General features: G+C 41.7%; 24 protein-coding genes and 2 pseudogenes. 14 read left to right on the top strand and 12 right to left on the bottom strand.

Going from position 1 to position 27,000, the window contains the following annotated elements:
- Nucleotides 1-4 precede the first annotated feature (4 nt).
- Nucleotides 5-736, bottom strand: a complete 732-nt coding sequence (gene carO / locus B3D47_RS08830; protein ID WP_004892234.1) for an ornithine uptake porin CarO — start codon at nucleotides 734-736, stop codon at nucleotides 5-7.
- A 377-nt stretch (nucleotides 737-1,113) separates the two neighbouring features.
- Here carO and dapD point away from each other — a divergent pair, with 377 nt between their 5' ends.
- The 7 genes from dapD to B3D47_RS08795 all read left to right on the top strand — a co-directional run bounded on the left by dapD (nucleotide 1,114) and on the right by B3D47_RS08795 (nucleotide 5,022).
- The gene (gene dapD / locus B3D47_RS08825) at nucleotides 1,114-1,935 is read left to right on the top strand and encodes a 2,3,4,5-tetrahydropyridine-2,6-dicarboxylate N-succinyltransferase (protein WP_004815162.1); all 822 of its coding nucleotides are present in this window, start codon (nucleotides 1,114-1,116) and stop codon (nucleotides 1,933-1,935) included.
- Nucleotides 1,936-2,059: 124 nt separating this feature from the next.
- Nucleotides 2,060-2,770: a 7-carboxy-7-deazaguanine synthase QueE gene (queE, locus tag B3D47_RS08820; protein ID WP_004892230.1), complete on the top strand. Its 711-nt coding sequence runs from the start codon at nucleotides 2,060-2,062 to the stop codon at nucleotides 2,768-2,770.
- A gap of 30 nt (nucleotides 2,771-2,800) precedes the next feature.
- Entirely contained in the window at nucleotides 2,801-3,469 is a 669-nt protein-coding gene (gene queC / locus B3D47_RS08815) for a 7-cyano-7-deazaguanine synthase QueC (protein ID WP_004815160.1), read from the top strand.
- Nucleotides 3,470-3,485: 16 nt separating this feature from the next.
- Entirely contained in the window at nucleotides 3,486-3,893 is a 408-nt protein-coding gene (locus B3D47_RS08810; RefSeq protein ID WP_004892225.1) for a hypothetical protein, read from the top strand.
- An 82-nt stretch (nucleotides 3,894-3,975) separates the two neighbouring features.
- Nucleotides 3,976-4,434 carry a peroxiredoxin gene (locus B3D47_RS08805; protein ID WP_004892223.1) on the top strand — a complete coding sequence of 153 codons (459 nt, stop codon included), beginning with the start codon at nucleotides 3,976-3,978 and terminating at the stop codon, nucleotides 4,432-4,434.
- Nucleotides 4,435-4,569: 135 nt separating this feature from the next.
- Nucleotides 4,570-4,734 (top strand): hypothetical protein, encoded by a 165-nt coding sequence (locus B3D47_RS08800; protein WP_004892221.1) that lies wholly within the window; start codon nucleotides 4,570-4,572, stop codon nucleotides 4,732-4,734.
- Nucleotides 4,735-5,022: a LysR substrate-binding domain-containing protein gene (locus B3D47_RS08795; RefSeq protein WP_081400759.1), complete on the top strand. Its 288-nt coding sequence runs from the start codon at nucleotides 4,735-4,737 to the stop codon at nucleotides 5,020-5,022.
- 36 nt (nucleotides 5,023-5,058) lie between these two features.
- Here the strand turns inward: B3D47_RS08795 and B3D47_RS08790 are convergent, their stop codons facing one another.
- Together B3D47_RS08790 and B3D47_RS08785 are read right to left on the bottom strand one after the other, a co-directional pair.
- A complete protein-coding gene (locus B3D47_RS08790; RefSeq protein WP_004892218.1) occupies nucleotides 5,059-5,619 on the bottom strand; it encodes a YceI family protein in 561 nt (186 codons plus the stop codon).
- A 47-nt stretch (nucleotides 5,620-5,666) separates the two neighbouring features.
- Nucleotides 5,667-6,236, bottom strand: a complete 570-nt coding sequence (locus tag B3D47_RS08785) for a nicotinate-nicotinamide nucleotide adenylyltransferase (protein ID WP_004892217.1) — start codon at nucleotides 6,234-6,236, stop codon at nucleotides 5,667-5,669.
- A 101-nt stretch (nucleotides 6,237-6,337) separates the two neighbouring features.
- Here B3D47_RS08785 and B3D47_RS08780 point away from each other — a divergent pair, with 101 nt between their 5' ends.
- Nucleotides 6,338-7,138, top strand: coding sequence for an enoyl-CoA hydratase (locus tag B3D47_RS08780; RefSeq protein WP_262467054.1), 801 nt, complete (start codon nucleotides 6,338-6,340; stop codon nucleotides 7,136-7,138).
- 73 nt (nucleotides 7,139-7,211) lie between these two features.
- Nucleotides 7,212-8,006: a nitroreductase family protein gene (locus tag B3D47_RS08775; RefSeq protein WP_286861441.1), complete on the top strand. Its 795-nt coding sequence runs from the start codon at nucleotides 7,212-7,214 to the stop codon at nucleotides 8,004-8,006.
- A gap of 269 nt (nucleotides 8,007-8,275) precedes the next feature.
- On the opposite strand, the gene B3D47_RS08770 is transcribed toward B3D47_RS08775, so the two are convergent.
- From B3D47_RS08770 to B3D47_RS08760, 3 genes and pseudogenes are all read right to left on the bottom strand, one after another.
- On the bottom strand, nucleotides 8,276-9,745 hold the full coding sequence (locus B3D47_RS08770) for a carotenoid oxygenase family protein (RefSeq protein WP_286861438.1): 1,470 nt from the start codon (nucleotides 9,743-9,745) through the stop codon (nucleotides 8,276-8,278).
- A 147-nt stretch (nucleotides 9,746-9,892) separates the two neighbouring features.
- On the bottom strand, nucleotides 9,893-10,210 hold the full coding sequence (locus B3D47_RS08765; protein WP_286861435.1) for an NGG1p interacting factor NIF3: 318 nt from the start codon (nucleotides 10,208-10,210) through the stop codon (nucleotides 9,893-9,895).
- A gap of 17 nt (nucleotides 10,211-10,227) precedes the next feature.
- Nucleotides 10,228-11,109, bottom strand: a pseudogene (locus B3D47_RS08760) (LysR substrate-binding domain-containing protein).
- Nucleotides 11,110-11,279: 170 nt separating this feature from the next.
- On the opposite strand from B3D47_RS08760, the pseudogene B3D47_RS08755 reads away from it, so the two are divergent.
- Nucleotides 11,280-13,019, top strand: a pseudogene (locus B3D47_RS08755) (FAD-dependent monooxygenase).
- A gap of 303 nt (nucleotides 13,020-13,322) precedes the next feature.
- Here B3D47_RS08755 and B3D47_RS08750 read toward each other — a convergent pair.
- On the bottom strand, nucleotides 13,323-13,448 hold the full coding sequence (locus tag B3D47_RS08750) for a KGW motif small protein (protein WP_004815134.1): 126 nt from the start codon (nucleotides 13,446-13,448) through the stop codon (nucleotides 13,323-13,325).
- Between the two features lie 791 nt (nucleotides 13,449-14,239).
- Entirely contained in the window at nucleotides 14,240-18,073 is a 3,834-nt protein-coding gene (purL, locus tag B3D47_RS08745; RefSeq protein WP_286861431.1) for a phosphoribosylformylglycinamidine synthase, read from the bottom strand.
- A gap of 504 nt (nucleotides 18,074-18,577) precedes the next feature.
- Between purL and B3D47_RS08740 the strand changes: the two genes are divergently transcribed.
- From B3D47_RS08740 to ruvB, 3 genes are all read left to right on the top strand, one after another.
- Complete coding sequence (locus tag B3D47_RS08740; RefSeq protein WP_004815127.1) at nucleotides 18,578-19,918, top strand: deoxyguanosinetriphosphate triphosphohydrolase; 1,341 nt, start codon at nucleotides 18,578-18,580, stop codon at nucleotides 19,916-19,918.
- 117 nt (nucleotides 19,919-20,035) lie between these two features.
- Nucleotides 20,036-20,638: a Holliday junction branch migration protein RuvA gene (gene ruvA, locus B3D47_RS08735; RefSeq protein WP_004892200.1), complete on the top strand. Its 603-nt coding sequence runs from the start codon at nucleotides 20,036-20,038 to the stop codon at nucleotides 20,636-20,638.
- Nucleotides 20,639-20,883: 245 nt separating this feature from the next.
- Nucleotides 20,884-21,885 (top strand): Holliday junction branch migration DNA helicase RuvB, encoded by a 1,002-nt coding sequence (ruvB, locus tag B3D47_RS08730; protein WP_286861426.1) that lies wholly within the window; start codon nucleotides 20,884-20,886, stop codon nucleotides 21,883-21,885.
- 20 nt (nucleotides 21,886-21,905) lie between these two features.
- On the opposite strand, the gene B3D47_RS08725 is transcribed toward ruvB, so the two are convergent.
- Together B3D47_RS08725 and B3D47_RS08720 are read right to left on the bottom strand one after the other, a co-directional pair.
- Nucleotides 21,906-22,538: a hypothetical protein gene (locus B3D47_RS08725; protein WP_273798666.1), complete on the bottom strand. Its 633-nt coding sequence runs from the start codon at nucleotides 22,536-22,538 to the stop codon at nucleotides 21,906-21,908.
- Between the two features lie 140 nt (nucleotides 22,539-22,678).
- Entirely contained in the window at nucleotides 22,679-23,908 is a 1,230-nt protein-coding gene (locus B3D47_RS08720; protein WP_005222795.1) for an acetamidase/formamidase family protein, read from the bottom strand.
- Between the two features lie 360 nt (nucleotides 23,909-24,268).
- On the opposite strand from B3D47_RS08720, the gene B3D47_RS08715 reads away from it, so the two are divergent.
- Nucleotides 24,269-25,606, top strand: a complete 1,338-nt coding sequence (locus B3D47_RS08715) for an amidohydrolase (RefSeq protein WP_286861591.1) — start codon at nucleotides 24,269-24,271, stop codon at nucleotides 25,604-25,606.
- Between the two features lie 500 nt (nucleotides 25,607-26,106).
- Here B3D47_RS08715 and B3D47_RS08710 read toward each other — a convergent pair whose 3' ends face one another.
- Both B3D47_RS08710 and B3D47_RS08705 read right to left on the bottom strand, forming a co-directional pair.
- The gene (locus B3D47_RS08710) at nucleotides 26,107-26,577 is read right to left on the bottom strand and encodes an IS5/IS1182 family transposase (RefSeq protein ID WP_004809604.1); all 471 of its coding nucleotides are present in this window, start codon (nucleotides 26,575-26,577) and stop codon (nucleotides 26,107-26,109) included.
- Nucleotides 26,525-27,000 (bottom strand): transposase family protein (locus B3D47_RS08705; protein ID WP_286861419.1); only part of this gene is annotated, 476 nt, incomplete at its 5' end. The genes B3D47_RS08705 and B3D47_RS08710, both read right to left, overlap by 53 nt.

Here is a 27,000-nt window from a genome sequence, read left to right as displayed (position 1 = left end):
ATAATTAGAAGCGGAAGCTTACACCCAGTTTAGCTACTGGTAACCATTCATATTTATTGTCTTCACGAATATTACGTTCTTCACGTTCTACTTGATCGGCAAAATCAGCAACTATCCCATCTTCACTTGTAGCCGAACCTGAAGATGTTAAGTTGACTGTTGGATTACCGTTATAGTAAGCACCGATCTCACCAAACAATCCCCAACGGTTAGTAATTGCAGGAGAGAAACCAATACCTACATATGGGGCAATATTATTTTTGTAAGATAATTGACCATCAATACGTGCACCTCCAGGACCTGCTTCAAATGGAACATCATTAACACTGAAGCTTTCACCAGCACCTACACGACGAGTAATATCATAATCATTATCAATATATGCTACACCTGCAGCCATATAGAACCAGTTTGCCCAAGGACGAATTTCAGCATTCAAGTAGGTTAAATTATTATCCATATCTAAGTCATATTTCGAACCGTCAATTGATAAATCATCGGTCCAAGAAATGTCACCACCGTTATAACCCAAGGTTAAACCTACGTATGGGTTTACACTCCAGGAGATTGCACCACCGTAACCAGTAGTACCGACTTCAGCACGTACAGATGCTGGCTTAAAGAAAGAGAATTCAGCAACGCCTTCATCGGTTACAATGACTTCATCAGCGGCCATGACAGAAGTGGTTGCCGCAGCAAGTACGGACAGCGCAAAATATTTAGCAAAAGTTTTCATCTATGTCTCCTCAAAAAAATTATTTTTAACGTTTTTACTCTTCGTTATGCCTGCATCTTAATTCACAATATGATCACTCTTTATTCAAGTTTTGCTGAGTTTATGTAAACTTTTGATACATTTGATGCCTTTTATATGATTTTCATGAGGTTTTTTGCACAGTCACCTTAATTAGATGCTTTTACTGGAAATTTTCTGTTTATTGATTAAATCATGAGCTATATAAAGATAATATTCATTAATTTTTGAATGAAACTTGACACATCCATTTTCTCCATAATTCGGAAGAATTAATTTTGATATAAGTCGTGTTTTCCATCTAATCTTTGCTCAATATAGTGTAAAATCTTGGAAATTTTTTTTCTGGAAGGAAGATCATGTCTCAGCTTTCAACAATCATTGAACAAGCGTTTGAAGACCGTGCGAATTTCACAGCAGCGGATTGTCCTGCTGAAGTTCGTCAAGCAGTTGAGGAAGTAATTGCTGGCCTGGACAATGGCTCTCTACGTGTAGCTGAAAAAATCGATGGTGAATGGGTCGTTCATCAATGGATTAAGAAAGCTGTACTGTTGTCTTTCAAACTGAATGACAACAAACCAATGGAAGCATGCGATCTTCGCTTTTATGACAAAGTAGATACTAAATTTGGTGACTGGACTGAAGAACAGTTCAAAGCTGCTGGTGTACGTGTCGTACCACCTGCTGTAGCACGTAAAGGTTCTTACCAGGCGAAAAACGTGGTATTGATGCCTTCTTATGTGAACATTGGTGCGTATGTTGATGAAGGTACGATGGTTGATACATGGGCAACTGTAGGTTCATGTGCGCAAATCGGTAAAAATGTTCACCTGTCAGGTGGTGTAGGGATTGGTGGTGTTCTTGAGCCACTTCAAGCAAACCCAACCATTATCGAAGACAACTGCTTTATCGGTGCACGTTCTGAAATCGTAGAAGGCGTAATCGTAGAAGAAGGCTCTGTGATTTCTATGGGCGTATTCATTGGTCAATCTACCAAGATTTATGACCGTGAAACTGGCGAAATCCACTACGGCCGTGTACCTGCTGGTTCAGTCGTTGTATCTGGCAGCCTTCCTTCTAAATGCGGTAAATACAGCCTGTACGCTGCTGTGATCGTGAAAAAAGTTGACGCGAAAACACGTGCGAAAACTAGCCTGAACGATTTGTTGCGTGAAGACTAAGTCCTAACTTTTTAGGAACTTAATGTTCCTCAGAGCTTTAGTCGCTCTTCGTCTCTACGGTCAGCAATGATCGTAGGGATTTTTATTTTTATACATTGTTCTTTCTTCCCTGGTTAATTTTGTTATGAGTACGCTTCGATCTTCTGCTATCCCTGTTTCTGATCCGTCTGCGGGTTTACGCATCACGGAGATCTTTTATTCATTACAGGGTGAAGCCAATACTGCAGGTCTGCCAACGGTCTTTATCCGTCTAACCGGTTGTCCTTTACGTTGTACCTATTGCGATACCACTTATTCTTTCGAAGGTGGTGAGCGTAAATCTTTAGAAGAAATCATTCAAACCACACTCGATTTTAAGACACCTTATATCTGCGTGACTGGTGGTGAACCACTGGTGCAGCCGAATGCCTTGCCTTTAATGCAGCGCCTGGCCGATGCAGGCTGTGAAGTCTCCTTGGAAACCAGCGGTGCGCTGGATGTGTCTAAGGTAGACCCTCGTGTATCAAAAGTATTAGACTTGAAAACGCCAACTTCGGGTGAAGTTGCACGAAATTTGCTTTCCAATCTCGACCATTTAACCCAGCACGATCAGATCAAGTTCGTAATCTGTAATCGTGAAGATTATGAATGGTCCAAACAGCAGGTTGAACAGTACCAGTTGAATGAAAAAGTCAGTACGGTCTGGTTCTCGCCTGCTTTTGAAGTTGAAAAAGGTACGGCGCGTATGCCACAGCTGGCACGTGATCTGGCCCAATGGATTTTAGAAGACCATCTCCCTGTTCGCTTCCAGCTACAGTTACATAAACTATTATGGAATGACGAAACTGGTCGTTAATTATTTATCAAATATTTTGGAGATTTAGCTATGCGCCCTCGTGCCATTGTATTGTTATCTGGCGGATTAGACTCAACCACGTGTTTAGCCTGGGCGCAGGCACGCTACGAATGTATTGCTTTAAGTTTTATGTATGGCCAGCGTTCGACCACTGAACTTGATGCAGCAAGAGCTTTGACTGGTCGTGCAGGTGTGGAACATCGTGTCATCAATATTGACTTAGGCAACCTCGGTGGCTCTGCCCTGACTGATCACAGTATTGATGTGCCAGACCAACTTCAGGAAGGTATTCCTGTGACGTATGTCCCAGCACGCAATACAATTTTCCTGTCTTATGCACTGGCTGCAGCTGAAGTTTTTGGTGCAGAAGCAATTGTGATCGGAATTAATGCCGTCGATTATTCCGGTTATCCTGACTGTCGTCCTGAATTTATTGAAGCCTTTGCCAATATGGCTCGCCTTGCCACCAAGGTCGGTGTAGAAGGTCAAGCGCTCAAATTTGAAACACCTCTGTTACATTTATCCAAAGCAAATATCATTCGCTTAGGTCTTGATCATGGCGTAGACTATAGCCAAACGGTATCTTGCTACCAGGCAGATGACCAAGGACGTGCCTGTGGTACATGTGACAGCTGCCGTCTGCGTAAACAAGGTTTTGCAGATGCAGGTGTTGAAGACCCGACACGTTATATACCGTAATAACAAGGTAGAGTTTATGAAAAATTTTAAATCAAATATTGTTCTTTCAGCTTTAGTTTCAGCCGCTGCGATGTTTGCAACTACTGCTCAAGCAGATGACAGCAAGCTGCAAAATGCTTATAAAAGCACCAATGTTAAAGCTGCTTTGATCAATGTTTGTAAAGATGAAACTGGTAAAGGCAAACAGCTGACCAGTGCTGAAGTGAGCAAATATTGTACTTGTGCGGTTGAGGCAGATGGTAAATTGACCAATGCACAAAAATGGGAAATTCAAAGCACGATTAACCAGAAGAAAAGTCCAGCAACTTTAGCTTTTGTACAAAAACAAAATAAAGATTTGCAGGCATGTTTTGGTCCACAGTTAACTGGAAAGTTAAAAACTTTAACTGAACAGGCTCAAAAAGCTGCTGCTGCCAAAAAATAATTTCTGATTATTCTTTGCATAAATAAGCCACTATAATGTGGCTTATTTTTTTGTGAAAATTACAACAGCAATGGAGTTTTTTATGTCTGAGATCGGCTTGCTTGACCATGTTTTCCCTACTACGACTGGTGAAATCAACTTGACTCAATTAGATGCAGCGTGGTTAATCATCTATTTTTATCCAAAAGACTCCACCCCAGGCTGTACTACACAAGCTGCTGGTTTTTCCTGTCTAAAAGACCAGTTTGATGCGCTAAATACAACAATTCTGGGGGTATCACGCGATTCAGTTAAAGCTCACCAAAACTTTACGGAAAAGCAGAACCTGAGCATCAACCTGATCAGTGATAAAGAAGAACTACTCTGCACTCACTTTAACGTGATTAAAGAAAAGAACATGTATGGCAAAAAAGTTATGGGCATTGAGCGCTCTACTTTCATTTTCCATAATGGCAAACTGGTGAAGGAATACCGTAAAGTAAAAGCAGCGGGGCATGCTGAACAGGTTTTAGAAGATTTAAAAGCACTCCAAGCAACTTAAAATCTATTTGATATAAAAAAATGAGTCCCAATTAGACTCATTTTTTTATCACTCAAACAAAGATGAAGGATACTGTAATTCCCCACATTACCATCGCAATCAGTACATCAAGATATCAGTTCACAGCAACAAGCCATGAAAGGCTGTCAAGCTCAACTGATTGGCGCTATGCATTATAGAATGGTAGCGACACCTGCATTTTCTCAGCGATGGTTTAGTCAAGGCATTCATCGCAAGTCTCTGCATAAGGCCCCTGCGATTGTTTATAAAGATCAGGATCACATGCATGGTAAAGCTTGACTGACTCATTACGGTCTTTCTCAACAAAGCTATCCTTCTTACTCTATTTCTTCTTCGACTACTTTTGCAGAAGCAGTCTTTGCCGGACTGGGTTATGGTCTGGTGCCGGATTATCAGATTGCAGATCGGTTTCAACAAAACGCTTTGCTAGAAATCCTTCCAGAATGCAGAACAGATGTGAAACTGTATTGGCATCACTGGAAACAGCAGTCACCAGCTTTACAACAACTCACCCAAACTATTCTAGAACAGGCAGAGCAACATTTAAATTATCCCCTTCCAATTTAGACTGCTCTGCCACATTTAAAGAAATGAACAGCTAAATTATGAGGCCTTCCACTGCCCGATCAGATGAATATTGACCTTTTCACCTACACCAGCTGTGGCTTTTTTCATACCAAAATCTGAACGGTTAATCACTGTTTTCGAATTCACATCAAGTAAATTCGGGTTGGTTTTATTTGGTGTTAGCGTGGTATCAAAAACTACTGGACGCGTCACACCCCGTAAACTCAAATTACCCAATACCTGATAGCGGTTCGTTCCATTTGGTTTAAACTGGGTACTTTTAAAATTCACAGTTTTATAACGTGAAGCATCAAACAGATCTTCACCCATAATCATATTTTTTAGACTTGGCTTGGACAGCTGTAGACTATCTACCTGCATGGTAAATTCAGTTGAAGCCTGTTGTGGTTTTTGAGGATCAAACTGAATCGAGGCTTGGAATTGCTGAAAACTTCCCTTTACGACAGTCAAACCCAATGAATTAATACTAAAACCCACGCTACTTTTAGGCGTCAAGCTCCAGCTGGCAGAGGCTGCTGATATACTTACTACTGAAAGGCATCCTGCATAGGCTATATTTTTTAGGATAAGATTCATTGTGTTGCTCCCTAACAATCAAATGAACTCCTCACCTTAAAACAGTTTTAGCTCAGATTCGTTTTATCATTCGTTTTAAACTTGTGTGCCAATTGTTGATAAGTCTCAGTATTTTTAAACTTATGTAAAAACTCGCTGGTTCCTAAAGGAAATGCTGATTCCATAATGTCACCATGATAATAGGCTTCCCGTAATGGTGTTGCTGAAATGGCACCGACTAGACTGTCTAGTTCCACCATTTCCCATTCTGGGAACAGTCTTAAATAATAAGAGGACTCATCTTTAAAATGTCCAATCAGACCAACTTTGGCATTTAGCTCTGCCACTCCGGCAACCAGTAATTTTACCAGTTTTTGCCATTTTTCATCATTATAGACATCAATGACATGTACGAATTTAATACGCTTCTGATCTGCTTCGGAAAAATTCGACAGGATCATTTCTTCACGTTCAGAGGCCAGAAATGGGTTTTTTATATTACGTTCCTGCTGCGCTGATCCTAAAGCCAGAATCACCTGCTGGCTTTGCTGCAAAGCAATTTTAATGGTTTGCATATGTGCCAGATGAAAAGGCTGGAAGCGACCAATAAAAACCAGATAATCAAATTTATATTTCATAGCACATCTTACTTTTATGAACGCATCAGTTATGTCGTAGGGAAATTTTTACGACATAATAAGCGCCAATAAATTCATATTAATAAAGCAAGGATAGTACGATGACACTGAGCTGTATTCAACAACCGCATCAGCATTTAAATGCGAATTTAGACAATGGCATACTGACCTTAGCCATTCACCGTCCTGAAGCGAAAAATGCGCTCTATGGCGAGCTGTACTTATGGATTGCTCAGGCCCTGGATGAAGCGGATCAGGATAGTAGTGTGCGTGTGGTGATTCTACGTGGTCAGGATGCGGACTTTAGTGCCGGCAATGACATGCAGGACTTTATGAAGTTCATCCAGACGCCTTTACAGGGTAAAGCCGGTGATACACCGCCATTTGTCCTGCTGAAGTCTGCTGCAAAATTCTCCAAGCCTTTGATTGCTGCAGTGCGTGGCGTTGCCATTGGCATCGGGGTAACGATTCTGCTGCACACCGATCTGGTGTATAGCGATAATACGGCCCTGTTCCAGATTCCATTTGTCAGCCTTGGCCTGTCTCCTGAAGGTGCATCAAGCAAACTGCTGGTACAACAGGCTGGCTATCACAAAGCCGCTGAACTGCTCCTGACAGCTCAAAGATTTAATAGTGAAAAAGCCTTAAGTGCGGGTTTGATCAATAGCATCGAAGAAGATGTGTATGCAGCTGCACAAAAACAGGCTGAAACTCTTGCCGCTTTGCCATTGGCGTCTATTAAGCAAACCAAAGCACTAATGAAGCATAATCTGGCTGAAATTATTGAATGCATTGATGATGAGGCAGAAATCTTTATGAAGCGTGTAGGCTCACCTGAAATGATGGAAGCAGTTCAGGCCTTTATACAAAAACGGAAACCTGATTTCACACAATTCAACTAATTCTGAAACTTATCTTTTAATTGAGGCAGTTTAGACTGCCTCAATCTTTTATATTTTTGAAAGAACCCAGCTTATGACAAATGAAAACTCCCAAACGACTTCTCAAACAACTGATAGTTCAAATCCTGACAAGAAGCGTTATTACGAGCCGGCACCACAGGATATTGATGTAGAGAATTTCCGTAAGGTCATTGAAAGCCGCCGTTCAGTGCGTAAATTTACCAAAAAACCAATCCCTGCTGAGGTACTGGATGCCTGTCTGGATCTGGCATTACTGGCACCAAATTCATCAAATCTGCAGCCATGGACATTTTATGTTGTGCAGAACCCATCCAAGAAAAAGCATCTGGTGAAAGCCTGCATGAACCAATTGGCCGCTAAAACGGCTTCTGAACTGATTGTTTGTATTGCACGTACTGACCGCATTGATAAAATGGCCAAACTGAATATTAGTGAGTTTCCATTTCCTGAGGCGCCTCCAGCAATCAAGAAGTACTATAAGTACATTCCCTATAACTACAAGACAGGTTATCTGAATGCCTTTGGTAACTTTAAGAAAGTCGCTTTCAAAGTAGCCCGTACTCTGGATAAGCAGATGCCGGTTTCTGCTTTCAGCCCCGCTGATGCAAAACTATGGGCGACTAAAACCACGGCGCTGGCTTGTGAAAATTTGGTTTTAGCTTTACGCGCTTATGGTTTTGATAGCTGTATGATGGAAGGCTTCGATGAGCCCATGGTTCGTGAAATTCTGAAATTAAATGACGAACAGTATCCGGTCATGGTGATTGGTGCAGGTGAACGTGCTAAAGATGGGGTATTCTTCCCGCAGTACCGTTTTGATCGTGAGTTGTTTATTCAGAAGATTTAAGTACGTTTATTGAATGAATATCACGGCCTCGACTGTTTTCTTAAATTAACTGATATACGCGTAGGCATTTTCGTTACTTTGACAGGCCAAAGTAACCAAAGCCATTGCCAGACAGAAGGTTCATCCTTGAACCTCTGTCTGGCAGGTGACATCCATGTCACCTCAATGTAAATTCACTACTATTTTGAAAAGAAATAATATTTGATACGCGGATGGCGAAAAGGAAGAAATCTATTTAGAGCAAATACAAGTCGATGCTAAATCATTTTTTAAGAATAGTTCGCTCTTAATTTCCGATAATCAATCCAGTTACAATGAAATCCGACCGGTACCCGAACTGGTAAATGAATCGTTGCAATGGGTCCTTCTGTAATATGCTGGGCATCCAGAATTACCACTTTCGAGGGGCTACAATCTAAAGCATGGATATAAGACATTAGCCAGCCATCCTTTTCTGCCTGAGCATCTTCCCATGCGACAAAGACAGACTCACCAGTGACCCAGTTTTTTCCAAAGGAATAGCTTTCTGTGGTTCTGGTTCTTAAATTAAAACACATCACTGTATTGCTGCTGACATGGGAAGGATCGTCAAATTCACCAAAAGAAATACTATAGATATAACGATACTGTCGCCCGATAAATGCTTCATTAATCCGTGGGAATTCCTGTTTCATCTCGGATAATATCGTCCGAACCACTTTTCCAGTACCGTGTTCAAAAATGAATCGTTCTAGCCGAATATCCTGATCTTCAATCGGTCCCTGAATCGAACTGACCAATGCTTTGGAGTGCACCACCGCATCCATAACCACATCACCAGAATCCAGCTCATAAGCATTCACGGTATGAAAAATAAAACAGGGATCAATCTCATACCAGCGAATATCAATTGCTTTACCGCCAAAAGGCAATATACCAATGCGTGCCTGCCGTTTTGGATTCCATTGATATGGCAACATTGAACCCTTTAATGCACTGCGTACAGAAAAGTTCACATTCAGATCCAGAATCAGCACCTGAGATTTGGTAATGGCACAATCATGAATCATCGGACCATGTTTCACTGGAATGTCGACATGATGTTTCAACTTACCTTTTGAATCTATCTGCAAATAAAAAACTTTGTTCTGACTTAAAGCATCATAACAAATCGCATGAATATCGCCCGTTTCAGGATCAATATGCGGATGGGCAGTAAATGGAAAATCCTGATCATCTTCAAATAAATGATGTCGTTTTGACTCCAGTGCAGCATTCAACTCAATTGGATATGCACCCGCTTCTACCAGTGCCCAGATTTTTCCGGCAAAGTTAATAACATTGGTATTCACGGCATCAGCAACACCGCGCGTTTTGCCTGGAGTGAGTGGTCGGTGAAGTTTCTTCTGCACACTGGCATCTCCCACATAACTGCTTTTATACCAATGTGCCTTACCGCCTTTTAGTCTCAAGGCATGAATCATGCCATCGCCAGTGAACCAATAATAATTTCTGGGATTTTTGACCAGAATTGGATTTGGGCCAATCCGCATTAGTGCACCATCGAGTTCTGCCGGAATCTGTCCTTCTACCATGAGTTGAGTAGAGAAATGCTCCTGCCGTTGCGGGGCAAATATACCATCCAGATAAGGATTATCATTGGAATAGGGAATACGACTATGCAGAATTTCTGCACTGTATTGAATGGATTTACTAAGCGTATTTTTGAGCATTCTGCTCAGCGGTTTTGGCCACTGCATTGTTATTTTCCTTATTGTATTTTTTATCTGGAGTGCTATGGCAAATTTTATAATAACAAAACCAGTTTTACTGTTTTTCAAATGTAGACTGACGGCGCGCCAGGATGAACACGCCGTAATGAATATGATATGAATAATACTTTGATTTTAGACCTTGATATCCAGCAGCTGGATAAACTCAAAAGCTGGCTCTTCATAAGGATGGCTTTCTTTTAAGGCTTTAGCGACCTCGACTGCCTTTTCATCAGGCACCAGAATTTCTACCCGCCATTCTTCCACCTGTTCCAATTTTCCCACTTCACCAATATGAGGATCTGCACCTTCTTGCGGCTTAAACTGTCCAGTTCCCAAAACCTGCCAGGCGCAGTTCGTATACTCACCAATACCCCCTGCTCCTGCTGAAAACACTGCATTTTTAGTATCTTCCAGATTTTCGTCCGGTACGTAATAAATCAGCTTTAACATATATTCCTTCCTGAAATTCAAATATTTATTGTATTTTTAAGGGCCTGGGTAATTATCTTCAATGCAGGATTTTGAGAATTCTTGTTAAATGTTGCATACAAGCCTAGTTTTGGGAGCACCTGATCCGTCTGGATGATTTTCACATGATCATACAAAAATCTCAGTAAATACTCAGGAGCAAAACTAAAACCCATTCCCATATTGGTCAGATTGATGTGTTGCAATACATTGGTCACCCACAGTAGCTGTTCATGTTCGAGCTGATCAATATCAAGCAGCTGATCCAGCTTTTCATAAAACACGGGTGTTGCATTCTGCTCACACATAATCATATTGTGATTTTTCAGTTCCTGTAATTTCAGGATTCGATCTGTAGGATGCAAATGCTGAGCAGCTAGCAAGTAAATCTGTTCGGTCAATAAATGAATATTGTCAAAATCTGGATGATCCAGATGAAAGCGGGTAATACATAAATCCAGTTCAGCATTTTTTAGCCGCTGAATCTGCTCCATACAGGTCAGGCTATGCAAGTGAATTTTTAAGTCAGGCATGGTTTTTTTAAGCTGTGCCAGAATCTGGGGCATCACCTTGATTTCTGCAACATTCAGAAAGCCAATATGAATCTGATTATTTTTCTGCTGTGCGACCTGGCGTGCTGCTGCCACTGCCAGCTTGGCATTTTCTAGTGCTTTTTCCGCGTAGATCTGAAAAGCACGTCCTTCATCGGTAAGTTTGACTTTTCTGGATGAACGATCAAACAGGTTCACCCCAACTTCCTGTTCCAGATCCTTAATTTATTGGCTTAATGACGGTTGAGCGGTAAACAGCTTTTCGGCAGCCTTGGTAAAACTTTGTTGCTGCGCCACAGTCATAAAATAGCGTAAATGTCGAAGTTCCATAAGCTGCCCGGTTTCTGATCAGGTCAGCATCTTAAGATTATGACCCGCGCATTGCAAATAAGAATAGGTCGATAGTTTATATGAATATCGGTATATGAACAGATCCTGTTTTACTAGACTGCATGACCATATAGATGGCTTGTTCTTCACGCATATACATGGAGTCTTGTATGACACAGCATTATGACACTGATGTTTTGATCATTGGTACCGGTCCTGCAGGTTCAACATTGGGTTTGGCTTTGGCCAATTATGGTATCAAGGTACAACTGTTTACCCAGTTTAGCTGGCCAGCCAATAGTCCACGCGCACATATTACTAACCAACGTGCCATGGAGGTATTACGTGATTTAGGAGTTGAAGAACAGGTCAAAGAAATTGCTACACCTTGGGAACAAATGGGTGAAAGCCTGATTACTACCAGCCTGGTTGGCGAAGAAATTGCACGCATGAGTGCCTGAGGTACCGGTGATGAACGTCATGGTGACTATATCAAAGGCAGTCCATGCCCACTGGTTGATCTGATTCAGCCAAAAATGGAAGCTTTACTGGTGAAGAATGCGGGTGAACGAGGCGCCGTTTATAACTTTAATACTGAATATCTCTCTCATGTACAGGATGAACATGGCGTCACAGCAATTTTCCTGAACCGTATTACCAATACTGAATTTAGCTTAAGAGCGAAATATCTGGTCGGTATGGATGGTGCCAAGTCACGAGTACTGGAACAACTTGGTTTGCCATTGGAAGGCGTCATGCCGTGCCGGTACAGTGTATGTGACCTTTAAGGCTGATTTGACTAAATATGTGCAGCACCGCCCTGCCATCCTGCAATGGATTGTCAATCCGGAAGCGAGCTTTGGTGATCTTGGTATGGGCTTACTGCGTACCATTACACCATGGAATGAATGGATTATGGGCTGGGGCTTTGACATTTCCAAAGGTGAGCCGCAAGTCACTGAAGAATAGGTTCGGGCACGTCTCAATACATTTGTTGGTGCTGAAGTAGAAGATGTCGAAATTCAAAAACTGTCTTACTGGTATGTGAACCAGACCTGGGCAACCGAATATTCCAAAGGCCGTGTGTTCTGTGGCGGAGATGCAGTGCATCGTCATCCACCATCCAGTGGTTTAGGTTCAAATACCTGTTGCAGGATGCCTTTAACCTGGGCTGGAAACTGGCTTATGCAGTCAAGGGCTGGGCTGCGCCTTCCCTGCTGGATTCCTATACAATTGAACGTGCACCTGTGGGCAAACAGATCGTGTCGCGTGCGAACCAGTCACGTTTTGACTATAAATACCTGAAAGAAGTCTTTGGTTTTGATCAAGGCGTGGCTACACAAAAACAAATGCTGGAGCGTATCTTTGCTGAAGATGAGCAAGGTGCTGAAATCCGTCAAAAGCTGTTTAAAGCATTGGCAGTTAAAAACTATGAGTTTAATGCGCAAGGTGTAGAGTTAAATCAGCGCTATACCTCTAATGCAGTCATTAGTGAAGCTGAGCCTGAAAGATTTGAGCGTGATCAGCAGCTTTATCTGCAAGCAACAACACGTCCGGGTGCTAAAGTGCCACATACCTGGCTGATTAATACCAATGGTCAAAAGCAGTCCACTCTGGATATTACCGGTAAAGGTCGTTTTACCCTGCTGACTGGTTTATCGGGTAAAGGCTGGAAACAGGCGACCGAATCACTGAACTTACCTTATTTGAATGTAATTCAAATCGGTTCACGTGACTACCGCGATGTGTATGGCACCTGGAATGCCAAGTCTGAAATTCATGAATCTGGTGCAATTCTGGTTCGTCCGGATGGTTATGTCGCATGGCGTTATCAGGACAGTACCAATGATCAGTTTGATTTTGTGAATACACTGAAGGCGGTGTTGAAACAGATTCAATTAACTGTTTAGAGATAAAGAGCCACCTTCGGGTGGTTTTTCTTTATTAGTGGTAAAAGAATTATAGTTGTCGATCATTAAGATTATACATCTTTTCCCTAATATCTCATTATTTTAAAAATACCCTACGGCATAGATGCCACTCGTCAACTCGTAGGACATAGATGCCCATCAGGCTAACAAAGGATTTTGGTTACTTTACGGAATATATTTCTCATTCTTCAAAGTAACCAAGACGCTTCATTAAAAGTAATACACACATAAAATCAAAAATGAAAAAAACCACCTCTCGGTGGCTTTTATTAAATCTGATGATCAAGAACCCTGTAGCAAATAACTGCCTAGCAAAAATAGCACCTGTAAACCAACAACAAAACCAAATAACCACCAACCTTTCTGACGTAGTTCCGTTCTATCTATTATTCTGAGTGTTTTAGCCATGTCATCACCTCATACATGAGTGTTGATACTGAAATGATCTATATCATCTTTGCTTTAAAATGCATATTTATTGTGCATAAATTACACAATATCACCTCTATACCTATATAAAAGCAAAATCCAAACCAGTTCAGTGAGAGATTAAAAATAAAAGCAAAATGCTTTAAAAACAAAAAACCACCGAATGGGTGGCTGAGTATCTACATCTTACTGAATAAATTACTATTTTTCCATATGGTAAATTTTAGTTATTGTTTTTAAAAACTATTAATTACAATAATCATTTCGCGGCATTATCATCGAAGTACTATCCAATGCTTTAGAAAATTCTACTTTTTCGTAAAAGCGTTGTTTAGTATTGGTTGTGATTTCCTCTATACTTTTTCACAACATTCGATGAAACATGATTTTCAAGCGGAAATACATCGTATATGCACGAGATTGCTCGTGCGACTTCAAAATTTAATCTTCTCACATGAATCGTGTCAGTTTTATCTACCATTAATACTGCTTGCGCTGAGCTTTGGCAACTATCCTATTTTTTAGCCGTATCGATTCGATGAAAGTTCACTCCCCACATATACCACTCACAACCTGCTAAAAACGTGAATATAAACACTGTCATTATTTTTATAATTATTTTATGCATCAAATAAAGCTGTAATAAACTCTACCTCTAAATTCGTAATACAATTCAGCTAAATTCAACTGACATATGAAAATTATACAAAACGAGTTTTGGCAAATAAAAAAAGCCACCTTCCGGTGGCTTTCTCAACTCACTGATTTAATTAACCAATAAATTTACGAGCATTACGGAACATACGTAACCAAGCACCGTCCTGATCCCAGTCTTCTGGTTTCCAAGAATGCTGGATTGCACGGAAGTTACGCTCAGGGTGTGGCATTAGGATCGTTGCACGACCATCTTTAGAGGTCACGCCAGAGATCCCTTCAGGCGAACCGTTCGGGTTCAGTGGATATTGCTCAGTTGCATTACCCTGGCTATCTACATAACGCATGATTACCTGGTTATTGGCATTCAACGCAGTAATGCTTTCAGCTGATGCAACCACACGACCTTCACCATGAGCCACAGCGATTGGCAGGATTGAGCCTTCCATACCTTCAAGCAATACAGAATGAGATTTCTCTACACGAACGTTTACGCTACGCGCTTCAAATACTTCTGACTTGTTACGATGGAAACGAGGCCATGCATCCGCACCTGGAATCAATGGAGCCAATTGAGACAACATCTGACAACCGTTACAAATACCTAAAGAGAAGGTTTCCTGGCGGTTGAAGAATTTCTCAAACTGGTCACGCAGTTGCTGGTTAAACAGTACTGATTTTGCCCAGCCGCCGCCTGCACCCAATACGTCACCATAAGAGAAGCCACCACACGTCACCAGACCTTCGAAATCATCCAGGCTGATACGACCAGCAAGCAAGTCACTCATGTGTACGTCAACAGTATTGAAGCCGACTTTATCGAATGCTGCTGCCATTTCTACATGACCATTTACGCCCTGCTCACGCAGAATCGCCATATTTGGACGACGTGAGTTGATGTACGGTGCTTCGATTTGCTCGTTCAGATCAAATGTCGGTTGAGCAATCAAACCTTTGTGCGCTTTGTCAGTAACTAACGCAAATTCTTGATCTGCAGTTTCTACGTTGTCACGCAGACGCTGGATTTGATGAGAAACTTCAGTCCAAGCCACTTGCAGGTCCGCACGTTCCAGTACCAGACCATTTACAGATAACTGATCAGAATTATTCACTGTACCTACTATAGAGATCGCATCTTTCAGTGTAGATGCTGCGATTTCTGCTTGTAATGCTTCCCAATCTGCTTTCGCAATTTGCAGAACTGCACCGATTTCTTCAGCGAACAGTGAAGCTACAGTTTGTTGTTCCAGAGCTACACCAAGACGTGAAGCGAACATCATTTCCGCAACAGTTGCCAGTAAGCCACCATCACCGATGTCATGGTAAGCCTTGATCAGACCACGGTTGTTCCAATCTTGAACCAGTGCAAAGAATGCTTTGAAGTCTTCAAAGCTGTCGACATCTGGAGTGACAGAACCGATAGCTTTATACACCTGAGCCAGGATCGAACCGCCTAAACGGAACTGACCTTTAGATAGATCAATACGAACCAGTACAGATTCAATATTTTTCAGCTCAGGTGTTAATGTTTTACGAACATCAGTGACTGGTGCAAATGCAGTAATCACGCCTGACATTGGAGAAGTCACAGATTTGTCTTCGCCTTCGTCATTCCAGGTGGTACGCATTGAAAGCGAGTCTTTACCAACTGGAATTGCAATGCCCAGTGCTGGACACATTTCCATACCAATCGCTTTAACGCCTTCAAATAGGGCTTGATCTTCACCCGGTTGACCCGCAGCAGCCATCCAGTTTGCAGATAGTTTAATATCGCTAATTTGATCAATCTTGGCAGACATAATGTTCGAGATTGATTCAGCAACAGATAAACGCGCAGAAGCTGCTGGGTTTAACAATGCAACTGGTGGACGTTCGCCCATTGCCATTGCTTCACCAGTGTAACCTACAAGGCTTGTTGTGGTGACTGCAGCATCCGCTACAGGCACTTGCCATGGACCAACCATCTGGTCACGTGCAACCATCCCAGTAATCGAACGGTCACCAATGGTGATCAAGAATGATTTAGAGGCAACCGTCGGGTTCTTAATGACACGATAAATCGCATCTTTAAGATCAGTCACTTTAGACGCATCGAAGTCGTCGCCTTTGCGTTCAGCTGTTTCGTATGAGCGGCTCATACGTGGTGTACCGCCAAGCATCACCTGCATTGGCATATCCACAGGTTTGTTGCCGAATAACGGATCTTCAACAGTCAAGTGACGCGCTTCAGTCGCTTCACCCAATACCGCAAACGGACAACGTTCACGTGCACAGATTGATTCAAATAATTCTAATGAAGACGGGCGGATCGCAAGTACATAACGCTCTTGTGCTTCGTTTGACCAGATTTCCATTGGAGACATACCTGGTTCAAGCGATGGAATCTTACGCAGATCAAGTACCGCACCAAGCTCATGATCGTTCACAAGTTCAGGCATTGCATTTGAAATACCACCCGCACCTACATCGTGTACAGACACGATCGGGTTGTGATCTTCCATGCGCCAGCAAGTATCAATCACTTCCTGACAACGGCGTTCCATTTCCGGGTTTTCACGCTGTACAGAAGCAAAGTCCAGGTTTTCACCAAGTTTACCGCTGTCTACAGAAGACGCTGCACCACCGCCAAGACCGATCAGCATCGCAGGACCACCAAGAACGATCAGTAAATCGCCTGGCTGGATTGCATCTTTTTCAACATGGTCTGAACGGATATTACCGTAGCCACCGGCAATCATGATTGGCTTATGGAAACCTTTGACTTCGCCATTTACATTTTGTTCAAAAGTACGGAAGTAACCATTTAATGCAGGACGACCAAATTCATTGTTGAACGCGGCACCACCCAATGGACCTTCAATCATGATTTGAAGTGGAGATGCCATACGTGATGGTTTGCCGTAGTTTTCTTCCCAAGGCTGTTCAAAGCCAGGAATATTCAGGTTAGATACGGTGAAACCAGTTAAACCAGCTTTTGGCTTACCACCACGACCTGTTGCACCTTCATCACGGATTTCGCCGCCTGAACCTGTCGCTGCACCGGCAAATGGTGCAATCGCGGTTGGATGGTTGTGGGTTTCCACTTTCATCAGGATGTGAGCAGCCTGGCTCTTGTATTTATAAACGTGTTGACCGTTTTCTTCTTGCGTTGGGTAGAAACGCTGAGTATCAAAACCAACAATCACCGATGCGTTGTCTTTATATGCTGACAATACGTCTGTTGGTGATTCTTTATAGGTATTTTTGATCATCTGGAACAATGATAATGGCTGAACTTCACCATCAATGGTCCATTCAGAACCAAAGATTTTATGACGGCAGTGTTCAGAGTTTGCCTGAGCAAACATCATCAGTTCGATGTCATTCGGGTTACGGCCCAGTTTAGTGAACGCTTCTGTCAGGTAATCAATTTCCTGATCAGACAGTGCAAAACCAAACTCATTGTTGGCTTTTACCAGTGCTTCTTTTCCTTGACCCAGAATATCAATCGAGTTCAAAGGTTTTGGCGCAGTTTCGATGAATAGTGCAGCCGCATCTTCAATTGCATTAAATACGCTTTCAGTCATGCGGTCATGCAAGACCTGTAATGCTTCTGTAGAAAGCTCTTTTACACCCTTCAGCGTAAATAAAACACCGCGTTCAAGACGATGAACCGGTGTATTACAATTCTTGAAAATATCAGTCGCTTTCGAGGACCACGGCGAAATCGTGCCGACACGCGGTGTGACTAAAATCTGGATTTCATCACTTGCAGCCTGGTGCAGTTCAAATGATTGACCATCGTTGAGAAGCTGTAAAGCGGATTGCTGTTGTTGCTCGTTGAGCGCTTGGTCAAAAAGATAAACAAATTGACTTTCTAGTGATTGAACAGAACTAATTGACGACAAACGCGAAAGTAGTTGAGTTTTCTTAAAAGAAGAATGTGCAGGTGCACCGGCAACGATAAACATGCTGATTTTGGCTCCACGGGATGGTCTTGTGAACCATGCCACAATGTGACTTGAGAGAGCGCATATTCTACTGTGAAATACTGGAATCAGCTAGTGAGGAATTAATAAATCTGATCGCTAAACTATCAGGATTTTTAAAATAATACTTTTATTTTCAGTTAAAAAAATTTAATGTAGTCGATTAGATTAACACATTTTCTTGCAGAAAAATCAAAACCGTTAAAGTTTTATTTTTAGTCGCAAAATTGTATTATTTTTCAACAACAAATTTATCTAGAATTAAACCTTCTTACTTGCTTCAGTGTGCCGAATACCTTAAAAAAACTCCCTTTATTTGAAAATAAATATTTCTTGTCGTCTATTGAAGTATCTCAATATTAAAATCATCTTTTAAACACTCTTTACTCTTATCTCACTTTAAGACGGCAACTTATGTCGCAACTCCATATATTTTTAGCTCCATTTTTGGCATCATGTGTTAAAGAATTGATTGAATAATGATAAATGACTCAAATGCGTTGGCTGGAATTACTCTCCACTGTCCGTATTGGCAGCAAAAAGCAAAGTTCTGAACTGGCGCGTAGCCCGTTCCATAAAGACTATGATCGTATTATTTTTTCGCAAAGTTTTCGCCAGCTAAATCGTAAAACCCAGGTCCACCCTCTGACTCAGCATGATGGCATTCATACCCGTTTAACCCATTCACTGGAAGTGTCCTGTATTGGGCGTTCCCTGGGTATGCTGGCTGCGGAAAAAATCAAGGATCAGTTACCTCCCTGGATTTCTCCTGCCGATGTCGGTGCCATCATTCAGGCTGCCTGTCTGGCACATGATATTGGTAATCCGCCTTTTGGCCATGCCGGTGAATACGCTATTCGTGAATGGTTTGATGATGCCTCTCATACTGATTTCCTGAAAAACTTAAGTCCGGAGCAGGAAGCCGATGTTCGTCAGTTTGAAGGTAATGCTCAAGGTCTGCGCCTGCTGACCAAGATTGACTATCATCCTAACGATGGCGGTATGCGTTTGACCTATGCCACTTTAGGTGCTTACTTGAAATATCCATGGCTCTCTCAGACCATCGATCCTACTGGCAATACGCCAGCCAGCCATCGTCCGAAATTTGGTTGTTATCAGTCTGAAAAAGAGATTTTAAAAGAAATTGCTGAACAGCTTGGACTGATACAGCTGGGTGAATATCGCTACTGTCGTCATCCCCTAACCTATCTGCTCGAAGCTGCCGATGATATCTGTTATGCCCTGATTGATCTGGAAGATGGCATCAGTCTGAATATGCTCAGCTATGCCGAAGTAGAACCAGTATTTTTAAACTTGTTAGGGGATTATGGAACACCTTCCGAGATCGGGATGCCGGATACAACCTGGCAGCAAAAAATTGCTGCCCTGCGTGGCCGGGTAATGAAACGTCTGGTAGCTGAAGTCACGACGGCATTTGCCCATCACCAGCAGGAAATTCTGATGGGCCAGCTAAAAGGCTCATTGTTAGGTTATTGCAGTTCAGACATTGAGATCGGGATTAACCGGGCCAAAGAACTGGCGAGAGACAAAATCTTTGAACATCCGCAAAAAGCCGGTCTGGAAATTATTGCTCATCAGAGTCTGCAAACCATTCTGGATGCCTTTATTCCCTTAACCACACCCCATAAAAACCTGAGCTTTAAGGAACAGCGCCTGATGGCAATTCTGAACCGTTCAGGTGCGCAGTTCCATGCCGATCATTATGACAATATCATGCAGGTACTGGATATTATTTCCAAGTTTTCGGATCATCAGGCTTATAACCTGGCTCAGGAACTGCATGGCAATAAAGCTGGATTAATTTAATAATTTATACGATTTGCTGATAATCTCGACAAATCGCAACTTTTTGATTTGCAGTATTTTGCCTTTAGACCGAATGCTGACTACTATGCCCGTATTGAAATTGAGTATTTATAAAAAATGATTGGATGTCTGATTGGTGAAGTGCTGGCACTGGAAGCACCGACTGTTTTATTGAATGTAAACGGCGTGGGTTATGAAATTGATACGCCATTGACTACCTTTTGCCAGCTGCAAAAAGGCCAGAAAATTACCCTATGGACGCATTTGGCCGTGCGTGAAGATGCCCAGTTACTTTATGGCTTTATCAATGCCCAGGAAAAAACTATTTTCCGTACTTTATTAAAGGTGAATGGCGTTGGTCCTAAAATGGCACTTGGCATTTTGTCTACCCTGAGTGTAGAAATGCTGATTCATACCGTTGAACATGAAGATGTGAATACACTGGTGAAAGTGCCCGGCGTAGGTAAAAAAACCGCAGAACGCCTGATGATTGAATTGCGTGACCGCTTTAAAGCCATGGCTTCAGGTACAGCACCAAGCAACTCTACCACTGAGCAAATTCAATTTACTGGCAATTCTGCAGTGGCAGAAGCGGAAGCTGCATTACAGTCATTGGGTTACAAACCTCTAGAAGCCCAAAAACTAGTTAATGCAGCCAAAGGTGATTTTACTGAAGCCAGTGATATTATCCGTGCAGCGTTGAAGTCGATGAATAAATAATAGGAAAATGACTTAATGTTAAATAAGTTTGTTTATTCTCTTATTTATATAAATTACTCGCGACATGGATGTCGCCAGTTGAGTTGGGGTACAGGACGTACCCTCAACTCAACAAAAGATTTTTGTTACTTTTGATCTTTCAAAAGTAAAACAACGCCTACACAATGGCAGCTAAACACAAATCATTATTTGAGGCTGTTTCCGCAGCATCAAACAGCTTCAATAAAGAGATTAAGTTAATAGATATGCAAGACCGTCTCATCAGTGGTTCTGAAAAACCCGAAGATCAGTTTGATCGTGCGATTCGCCCAACCTCCCTCGATGACTACATTGGTCAGCCAGTGGTTCGTGAGCAAATGGAAATTTTTATCGGTGCAGCCCGCGGCCGTGAAGAAGCCCTTGATCATACCCTGATCTTTGGTCCTCCCGGTCTGGGCAAGACCACGCTGGCCAATATTATTGCACGTGAAATGGGTGGTAATCTCAAATCCACTTCTGGCCCAGTGCTTGAACGTGCAGGTGACTTGGCGGCCATGCTGACCAACTTAGAGGAAGGTGACGTTTTATTTATTGATGAAATTCATCGTCTTTCACCCGTCATTGAAGAAATTCTTTACCCGGCGATGGAAGATTACCAACTCGACATCATGATTGGTGAAGGTCCTGCGGCACGTTCGATTAAACTGGATTTACCGCCATTTACGTTGGTGGCTGCTACCACACGTGCAGGTTTGCTCACCTCTCCGCTGCGTGACCGTTTCGGGATTGTGCAGCGTCTAGAGTTCTATTCAGTTGAAGACTTAACCCATATTGTGAAACGTTCAGCGAGTTTGATGGATGTGCCTATGACCGACGAAGGTGCGCTTGAAGTTGCTCGCCGCTCTCGTGGTACACCACGTATTGCCAACCGTTTACTGCGTCGTGTGCGTGATTATGCGCAAGTCAAAGGTACAGGCGAAGTCACGCAAGATATGGCACAACGTGCACTTGATATGCTGAATGTGGATAAAGATGGGTTGGATACGCTTGACCGTCGTTATTTGTCGATGCTGCTTGAGCGTTTTGATGGTGGTCCTGCGGGTGTTGAAGCGTTGGCTGCAGCAATGGCTGAAGATTCAGGAACGCTTGAAGATGTGATTGAGCCGTATTTAATTCAGCAAGGGTATGTCATGCGTACTGCACGTGGTCGTATTGCAACCAATATGGCGTATTTGCAGTTTGGGATGACACCGCCTGAACCGAAATAGAAGTGATTTCAAGAAGCAGCTTAGGCTGCTTCTTCATTTAGCATATTAATTAAAAATATGTTTAAACTTGCATTAATATATCCCAACTTATATTCAAGTTCTTCTAGTTGGTCAGTACAATCCTTATCTCCCAAAATACAGCTAATTAACTGCGTTGCCATATCTAATAAGTCAAATAACTCCTTTCTAACTTGTTCATCTAGCACCTCACCTGGTCTGATATATGAAAGCACCTTGGTTATACTATTTTCAAACTGATGGTAATTCAGCTTTAAACTTTCATTATCTAAACTGGCTATGTTTTTAGTAATCAAATATCGAAATTTAGCATTACTTAAAAAACCAATTCCATATGATGAAATTTCAGAAATTATAACTCTAAGGTTTTCTGCCCTACGTTGTTTATAGAGCGTTTTTAATTCTTTAACTTTTATTTCATTTTGGGATTTAATCAAGTCCTCATTAGACTTGATCTGTGATTCAGTTGATTTTTTTACAACGTATATAGTAATTAAAAATCCAATAAAGCTGATAATTGCTGATGCTATAACACTAATTACAACAACCCAATCTGTCGAATGCTGCAGATCTAAATAAACTTTCTGATCTTTAGGCTGTTCTAGTACCAAAGCTTGTTTTTCTTCTATTGCCACGTTATCCCCTTTCTTATTTAAAATCGACTAATAATTCTTTATATTCTAAACACTTTCAAATCGTGACAAAAGAAAAAGCCAACTGACCATGTCTAAATCAGTTGGCAAAAGCACAAACCTTTTTCTAAGTTTTATTCTGCTTATTTTTCTTCTTTCTTAAACTCCTTAAAGTCTGCTTTACGAATCATGGCATGAATCCCTTTGGTTTTATCGACCACTTGAGACACCTCAAAATCCGTCGCAGCGCTTAAATACGCATAGGCAATTTCTTCTGAAATCCCATATTCATCAACCAGAAAACGTACCGCTTCACGCGTTGATTTACGCATCGCTTCATCAAGGTCTTCATCTAAACCTGGTGTAATCCAAAACTCATCATTTTCACCCAAAGGCTGCTTCAACGATTTACCTGGTATTTTGTCACTCCCCGCTTTTAATACCGTAATTTTAAAGGTCGCACGTGCAGAACCTTCAAGTGCGGTCAATGCGACCTCACCATCACCTTGAACAAAATGACTATCACCCGTATAGAACAACGCACCCGGTACTTGAACTGGATAGTAAGCCGTTGCACCTGCGGTTAAATCATTAATATCAATGTTACCGCCATAGAACGATGGTGGCACAGAATGCACAGGGTCGCTCGTATTTGGTGCAACGCCCATCGTGCCCATAAATGGATTCAATGGGAAACGAATTGCTTTGCCTGACTCGGTTTTTAAAACGCCTTCCCAAATACCCTCTTTATTCTTTTCAATTGGAGTAAAGATGGAAACATTGCCATAGGCTTCTGGGTTTGCAGGCGATGCATGATCATGCTTTTGACGCTTAGGAAACTCAGGCAATGTGCCTTTGCCATGGCGGTTCGAAATCACACCATACGGCACACGTGGCTCAACCTTTAAAATCTCGACTTTTAAAATATCACCTGGCATCGCATCTTTAACATAGACAGGTCCGGTAATAATATGTGGACCGTCTTTATGGAAATCGTGTTTCAGCTTTGAACCTGTAATTAGTTTCGCTTCAGGCAAAATATGCTCAGGTTTCACACCTTTAGAAGTGAAATACTTTTCAGCATCACGCCCTTGGTCTTCAAGCAAGCCTTCATGCGAAACTGTATCAAAGGTAATAGTGCTGCCCGATGGAATGGTCAACACAGGTTTGGCATCTTTGTTAGGTAAATAGCCCCAAGTGATGGTATTCAAGGTGCTTGGAACATAATAATTCCCTTTATATTCCCCACTTTTGAGTAGGACTGGTTTACTTTCAAGCTGTTTTAAAATTTTAAAATCTTCAGCTACCGCATGTGCAGAAATAAAAGAAAAGCTTGCTGCAACAGCAAGAGACAAAGCTAAAGGTTTTAACATATGTTCAAATTCCATGAAAAATTAATGCAAGCTAACTTCATGCAATCCCAATGCCAATCTGGTACATACCCCATCATAAATATTCAAAATTTAATCATTTGATCGATCTATACTTCTTTGAATAAATTTCAATATAGAAAGCAGGTATATGAAGAGAGAAAAACCACATGTCCCTGTGATACATAAAATTACAATAAAACTTACTGAATAATTTCCTTAAACAGCAAGGTAACTCCCTCTTTATACCTTAGAAGTATTGACTATATACCGTGCAGGTTTTGGTTAATTTAAAGCCAGTATGCCATTCTAGAATATCCTTTTAACCATCTCCGATTCTTAAGGTTCTCCCCAGATATGAATATGTATAAGCAGCTTTGTCTTTGTCTTCCACTTGCGTTTGCCAGTCAGATGAGTCTGGCAGACTGGATTGATAATTCTGTGCAGAAAGCTGAAGCTCATACCATCAAATTACGCCAGCATATCCACCAACACCCGGAACTAGGCAATATGGAATTTAAAACCTCCGAACTGGTGCAAAGGGAACTGAAGTCCTATGGTATTGAAGTACGTAAAGGCTATGCCAAAACCGGTGTAATCGGTGTATTAAAAGGTGCAAAACCTGGCCCTGTGATGGCCTTACGCGCAGATATGGATGCACTACCAATTAAAGAAACTGCACCTGTGCCTTTCGCCAGCAAACAAAAAGCCATTTATCAAGGCAAAGAATCTTATGTGATGCATGCCTGCGGTCATGACGCACATACTGCCATGCTCCTAGGTGCTGCCAAAGTTCTGGCCGCTAACAAGGACAAGATTGCAGGAACAGTGGTGTTTGTATTCCAGCCAGCTGAAGAAGGCGGTGCAGATATTGATAATTTCACCCATGGTGATCAGATTGGCTCACGCAAAATGATTGCCGATGGTGCCTTGAACAATCCAAAACCTGAAGTCATTTTCGGGATGCATGTCATGGCAGGCATGCCAAGTGGCAATATTTTCTATAAAGATGGTGCGATTTTAAATAGTGCCGATCATTTACGTATTCAGGTGAATGGCGGTCAGGTACATGGCTCCATGCCTTGGGCAGGGAAAGACCCGATCTATGCTTCTGCCCAGATGGTGACCAATTTACAAAGTCTGATCAGCCGTAAAGCCGACCTGACTAAAGGGATGGGCGTGGTCAGTATTGGCAGCATTCAGGGCGGTACAACAGGTAACGTCATTCCAGATCAGGTCAATATGGTTGGCACCATCCGCTCCAATAGTGAAGATGTGCGTCAAGGCATTTTAAAAGAGTTGCCGAAAATGCTGGAACACAATGCTGCTGCCAACGATGTCAAGGTCAAGGTTGAAATTTCTCCCTATGCACCGGTCACCACCAATGATAAAATTTTGACTGAATTGATGCGCCCGACATTGGCGAGTGTGCATGGCGAAGATAAACTGCATGTTTTAGACAACAATGCTAGCGCTAGTGAAGATTTTGCTTACTATGGCCAGCTGATGCCATCCCTGTTTGTGTTTGTTGGAGCAACACCAGCCGATCAGGATATGAATCAGGCCGCACCAAACCATAACCCGAATTTCACTGTGGATGATGCGACCCTGAAAACCGGTGTAGAAAGTCATGTTCGCTTTGTCCTCGACTACCCGAAAGTAGCTGAACAGGTCCAGGCCAACTGGAAAAAGAAAAAATAATCTGATGTATCCAAATGAATGAGTTTTGGAACTCATTCATTTTTTCATCTTTCTATACAACACTTTTTTATCTGTTCTGATTTAAACATCAGCTCTCTTCTCTTATATTCCGGAATAATCATAGGTAGATATTTACCGTACTATTTTCAGCTCCCCTTAGAAAGAAAATCAGTCTATGAACTATTATAATAAAAAACGGATCAAATCAGCTAGAGTCTAGTGTTTAAATCAGAACAGGTGATTTACTTACCTTTTGCTAGTGATTCTTAATGTTGTTCAATTAGTTTAATTAAAAACTGTATAAGATGAGATTAATTTATTTTAGCTATTATTTAATAGCATGCTATTCATCTATTTAAAAGCTGTCTAAATAACTTGTATTTTCAAATATATTTTTGCTTCAATACCTCCTCTCTTATCGTCTAATATTCAAGCATGTTAAGTATCTTATATAATTTAAAACTTTGATTCTTTATTACATATTAGACCTCTTTCATAAATCATTTTTTGCTCAGTTCCAAGTTGTAGATTCCAGCGATTAAATTGAATCTCAAACCAAGCCTTTTACCTCTATTTCGATAACGCTCAGCAAGGATTTTGAAGGTTTTCAGGCTGCCAAATACATGCTCAATTCCGATTCTTCTTTTATTGATTTCTTGATTATAGATTTTCAATTCAGGATCCAATTTACAATGTCTTTTGGCTTTTAATGGCAACAGGCTATTCGGATACAACACATAAATCCCCTGATAGCCTTTATCTGCAAGGATAAAAGCCCCAAAAGGAATCTGGTTTAAATTGCGTTTGAACAACTCAAAATCATGCACTGCACCGCGACTGGTACATAAACTCAGAATTTGCTGAGTTTTGTAGTGAATCATGGCCTGTACTTTAAAGGTATGGGTCTTTTTCTTGCCGCTATAGCTTTTCTTCTGTTTTTTTAGGCCTTTGGATTGGAATTTCCGTGGCATCCACGATCACAACATTCCAGTCGATGCCTTCGCCCTCGGGTAAATCTTTGGGTAAATTAAACAGATTGGACCGAATCAGGCAGTCTTCAACATGACGGACAATTCTTGAGGCTGTGGGCTCTGAAACCCCGTAACTCGTCGCAACGTGAAATAAGGTTCGGTATTCCCGCCAATAGCTCAGACAGAGCAGAACCTGATCCTCCAGGCTTAACTTGGGCGGTCTGCCTTTGGCAGAGACATGCTTCTGCAATTGCTCAACCATCAAATAGAAAGTTGACCATGAGATGCCTGTGTATCGCTTGAACTGAGGATCAGAAAGCTTGTTTGAATCGATGTATTTCATCCGCAGATTATGCACGAATGCTAAGAAATCCGGAGTGCAAATATTAACCAAAAAGAAGATCGTTTTTTGATTTATGAAAG

This window comes from Acinetobacter sp. UBA3461, assembly GCF_002381195.1.
In the GTDB taxonomy this organism is placed as follows: Bacteria; Pseudomonadota; Gammaproteobacteria; order Pseudomonadales; family Moraxellaceae; genus Acinetobacter; species Acinetobacter schindleri.
This window is presented reverse-complemented; position numbering and strand designations above follow the sequence as displayed.

Excerpts from the sequence above, each read along its gene's own strand:
- B3D47_RS08765 (WP_286861435.1), bottom strand. The coding sequence starts at position 10,210 with ATGTTAAAGCTGATTTATTACGTACCGGACGAAAATCTGGAAGATACT.
- purL (WP_286861431.1), bottom strand. The coding sequence starts at position 18,073 with ATGTTTATCGTTGCCGGTGCACCTGCACATTCTTCTTTTAAGAAAACT.
- carO (WP_004892234.1), bottom strand. The coding sequence starts at position 736 with ATGAAAACTTTTGCTAAATATTTTGCGCTGTCCGTACTTGCTGCGGCA.
- B3D47_RS08775 (WP_286861441.1), top strand. The coding sequence starts at position 7,212 with ATGACAAATGAAAACTCCCAAACGACTTCTCAAACAACTGATAGTTCA.
- queE (WP_004892230.1), top strand. The coding sequence starts at position 2,060 with ATGAGTACGCTTCGATCTTCTGCTATCCCTGTTTCTGATCCGTCTGCG.
- B3D47_RS08770 (WP_286861438.1), bottom strand. The coding sequence starts at position 9,745 with ATGCAGTGGCCAAAACCGCTGAGCAGAATGCTCAAAAATACGCTTAGT.
- B3D47_RS08785 (WP_004892217.1), bottom strand. The coding sequence starts at position 6,236 with ATGAAATATAAATTTGATTATCTGGTTTTTATTGGTCGCTTCCAGCCT.
- B3D47_RS08780 (WP_262467054.1), top strand. The coding sequence starts at position 6,338 with ATGACACTGAGCTGTATTCAACAACCGCATCAGCATTTAAATGCGAAT.
- B3D47_RS08715 (WP_286861591.1), top strand. The coding sequence starts at position 24,269 with ATGTATAAGCAGCTTTGTCTTTGTCTTCCACTTGCGTTTGCCAGTCAG.
- B3D47_RS08800 (WP_004892221.1), top strand. The coding sequence starts at position 4,570 with ATGAAAGGCTGTCAAGCTCAACTGATTGGCGCTATGCATTATAGAATG.
- ruvB (WP_286861426.1), top strand. The coding sequence starts at position 20,884 with ATGCAAGACCGTCTCATCAGTGGTTCTGAAAAACCCGAAGATCAGTTT.
- B3D47_RS08720 (WP_005222795.1), bottom strand. The coding sequence starts at position 23,908 with ATGTTAAAACCTTTAGCTTTGTCTCTTGCTGTTGCAGCAAGCTTTTCT.
- B3D47_RS08750 (WP_004815134.1), bottom strand. The coding sequence starts at position 13,448 with ATGGCTAAAACACTCAGAATAATAGATAGAACGGAACTACGTCAGAAA.
- queC (WP_004815160.1), top strand. The coding sequence starts at position 2,801 with ATGCGCCCTCGTGCCATTGTATTGTTATCTGGCGGATTAGACTCAACC.
- B3D47_RS08810 (WP_004892225.1), top strand. The coding sequence starts at position 3,486 with ATGAAAAATTTTAAATCAAATATTGTTCTTTCAGCTTTAGTTTCAGCC.
- B3D47_RS08740 (WP_004815127.1), top strand. The coding sequence starts at position 18,578 with ATGACTCAAATGCGTTGGCTGGAATTACTCTCCACTGTCCGTATTGGC.
- B3D47_RS08805 (WP_004892223.1), top strand. The coding sequence starts at position 3,976 with ATGTCTGAGATCGGCTTGCTTGACCATGTTTTCCCTACTACGACTGGT.
- B3D47_RS08710 (WP_004809604.1), bottom strand. The coding sequence starts at position 26,577 with ATGCCACGGAAATTCCAATCCAAAGGCCTAAAAAAACAGAAGAAAAGC.
- ruvA (WP_004892200.1), top strand. The coding sequence starts at position 20,036 with ATGATTGGATGTCTGATTGGTGAAGTGCTGGCACTGGAAGCACCGACT.
- dapD (WP_004815162.1), top strand. The coding sequence starts at position 1,114 with ATGTCTCAGCTTTCAACAATCATTGAACAAGCGTTTGAAGACCGTGCG.
- B3D47_RS08790 (WP_004892218.1), bottom strand. The coding sequence starts at position 5,619 with ATGAATCTTATCCTAAAAAATATAGCCTATGCAGGATGCCTTTCAGTA.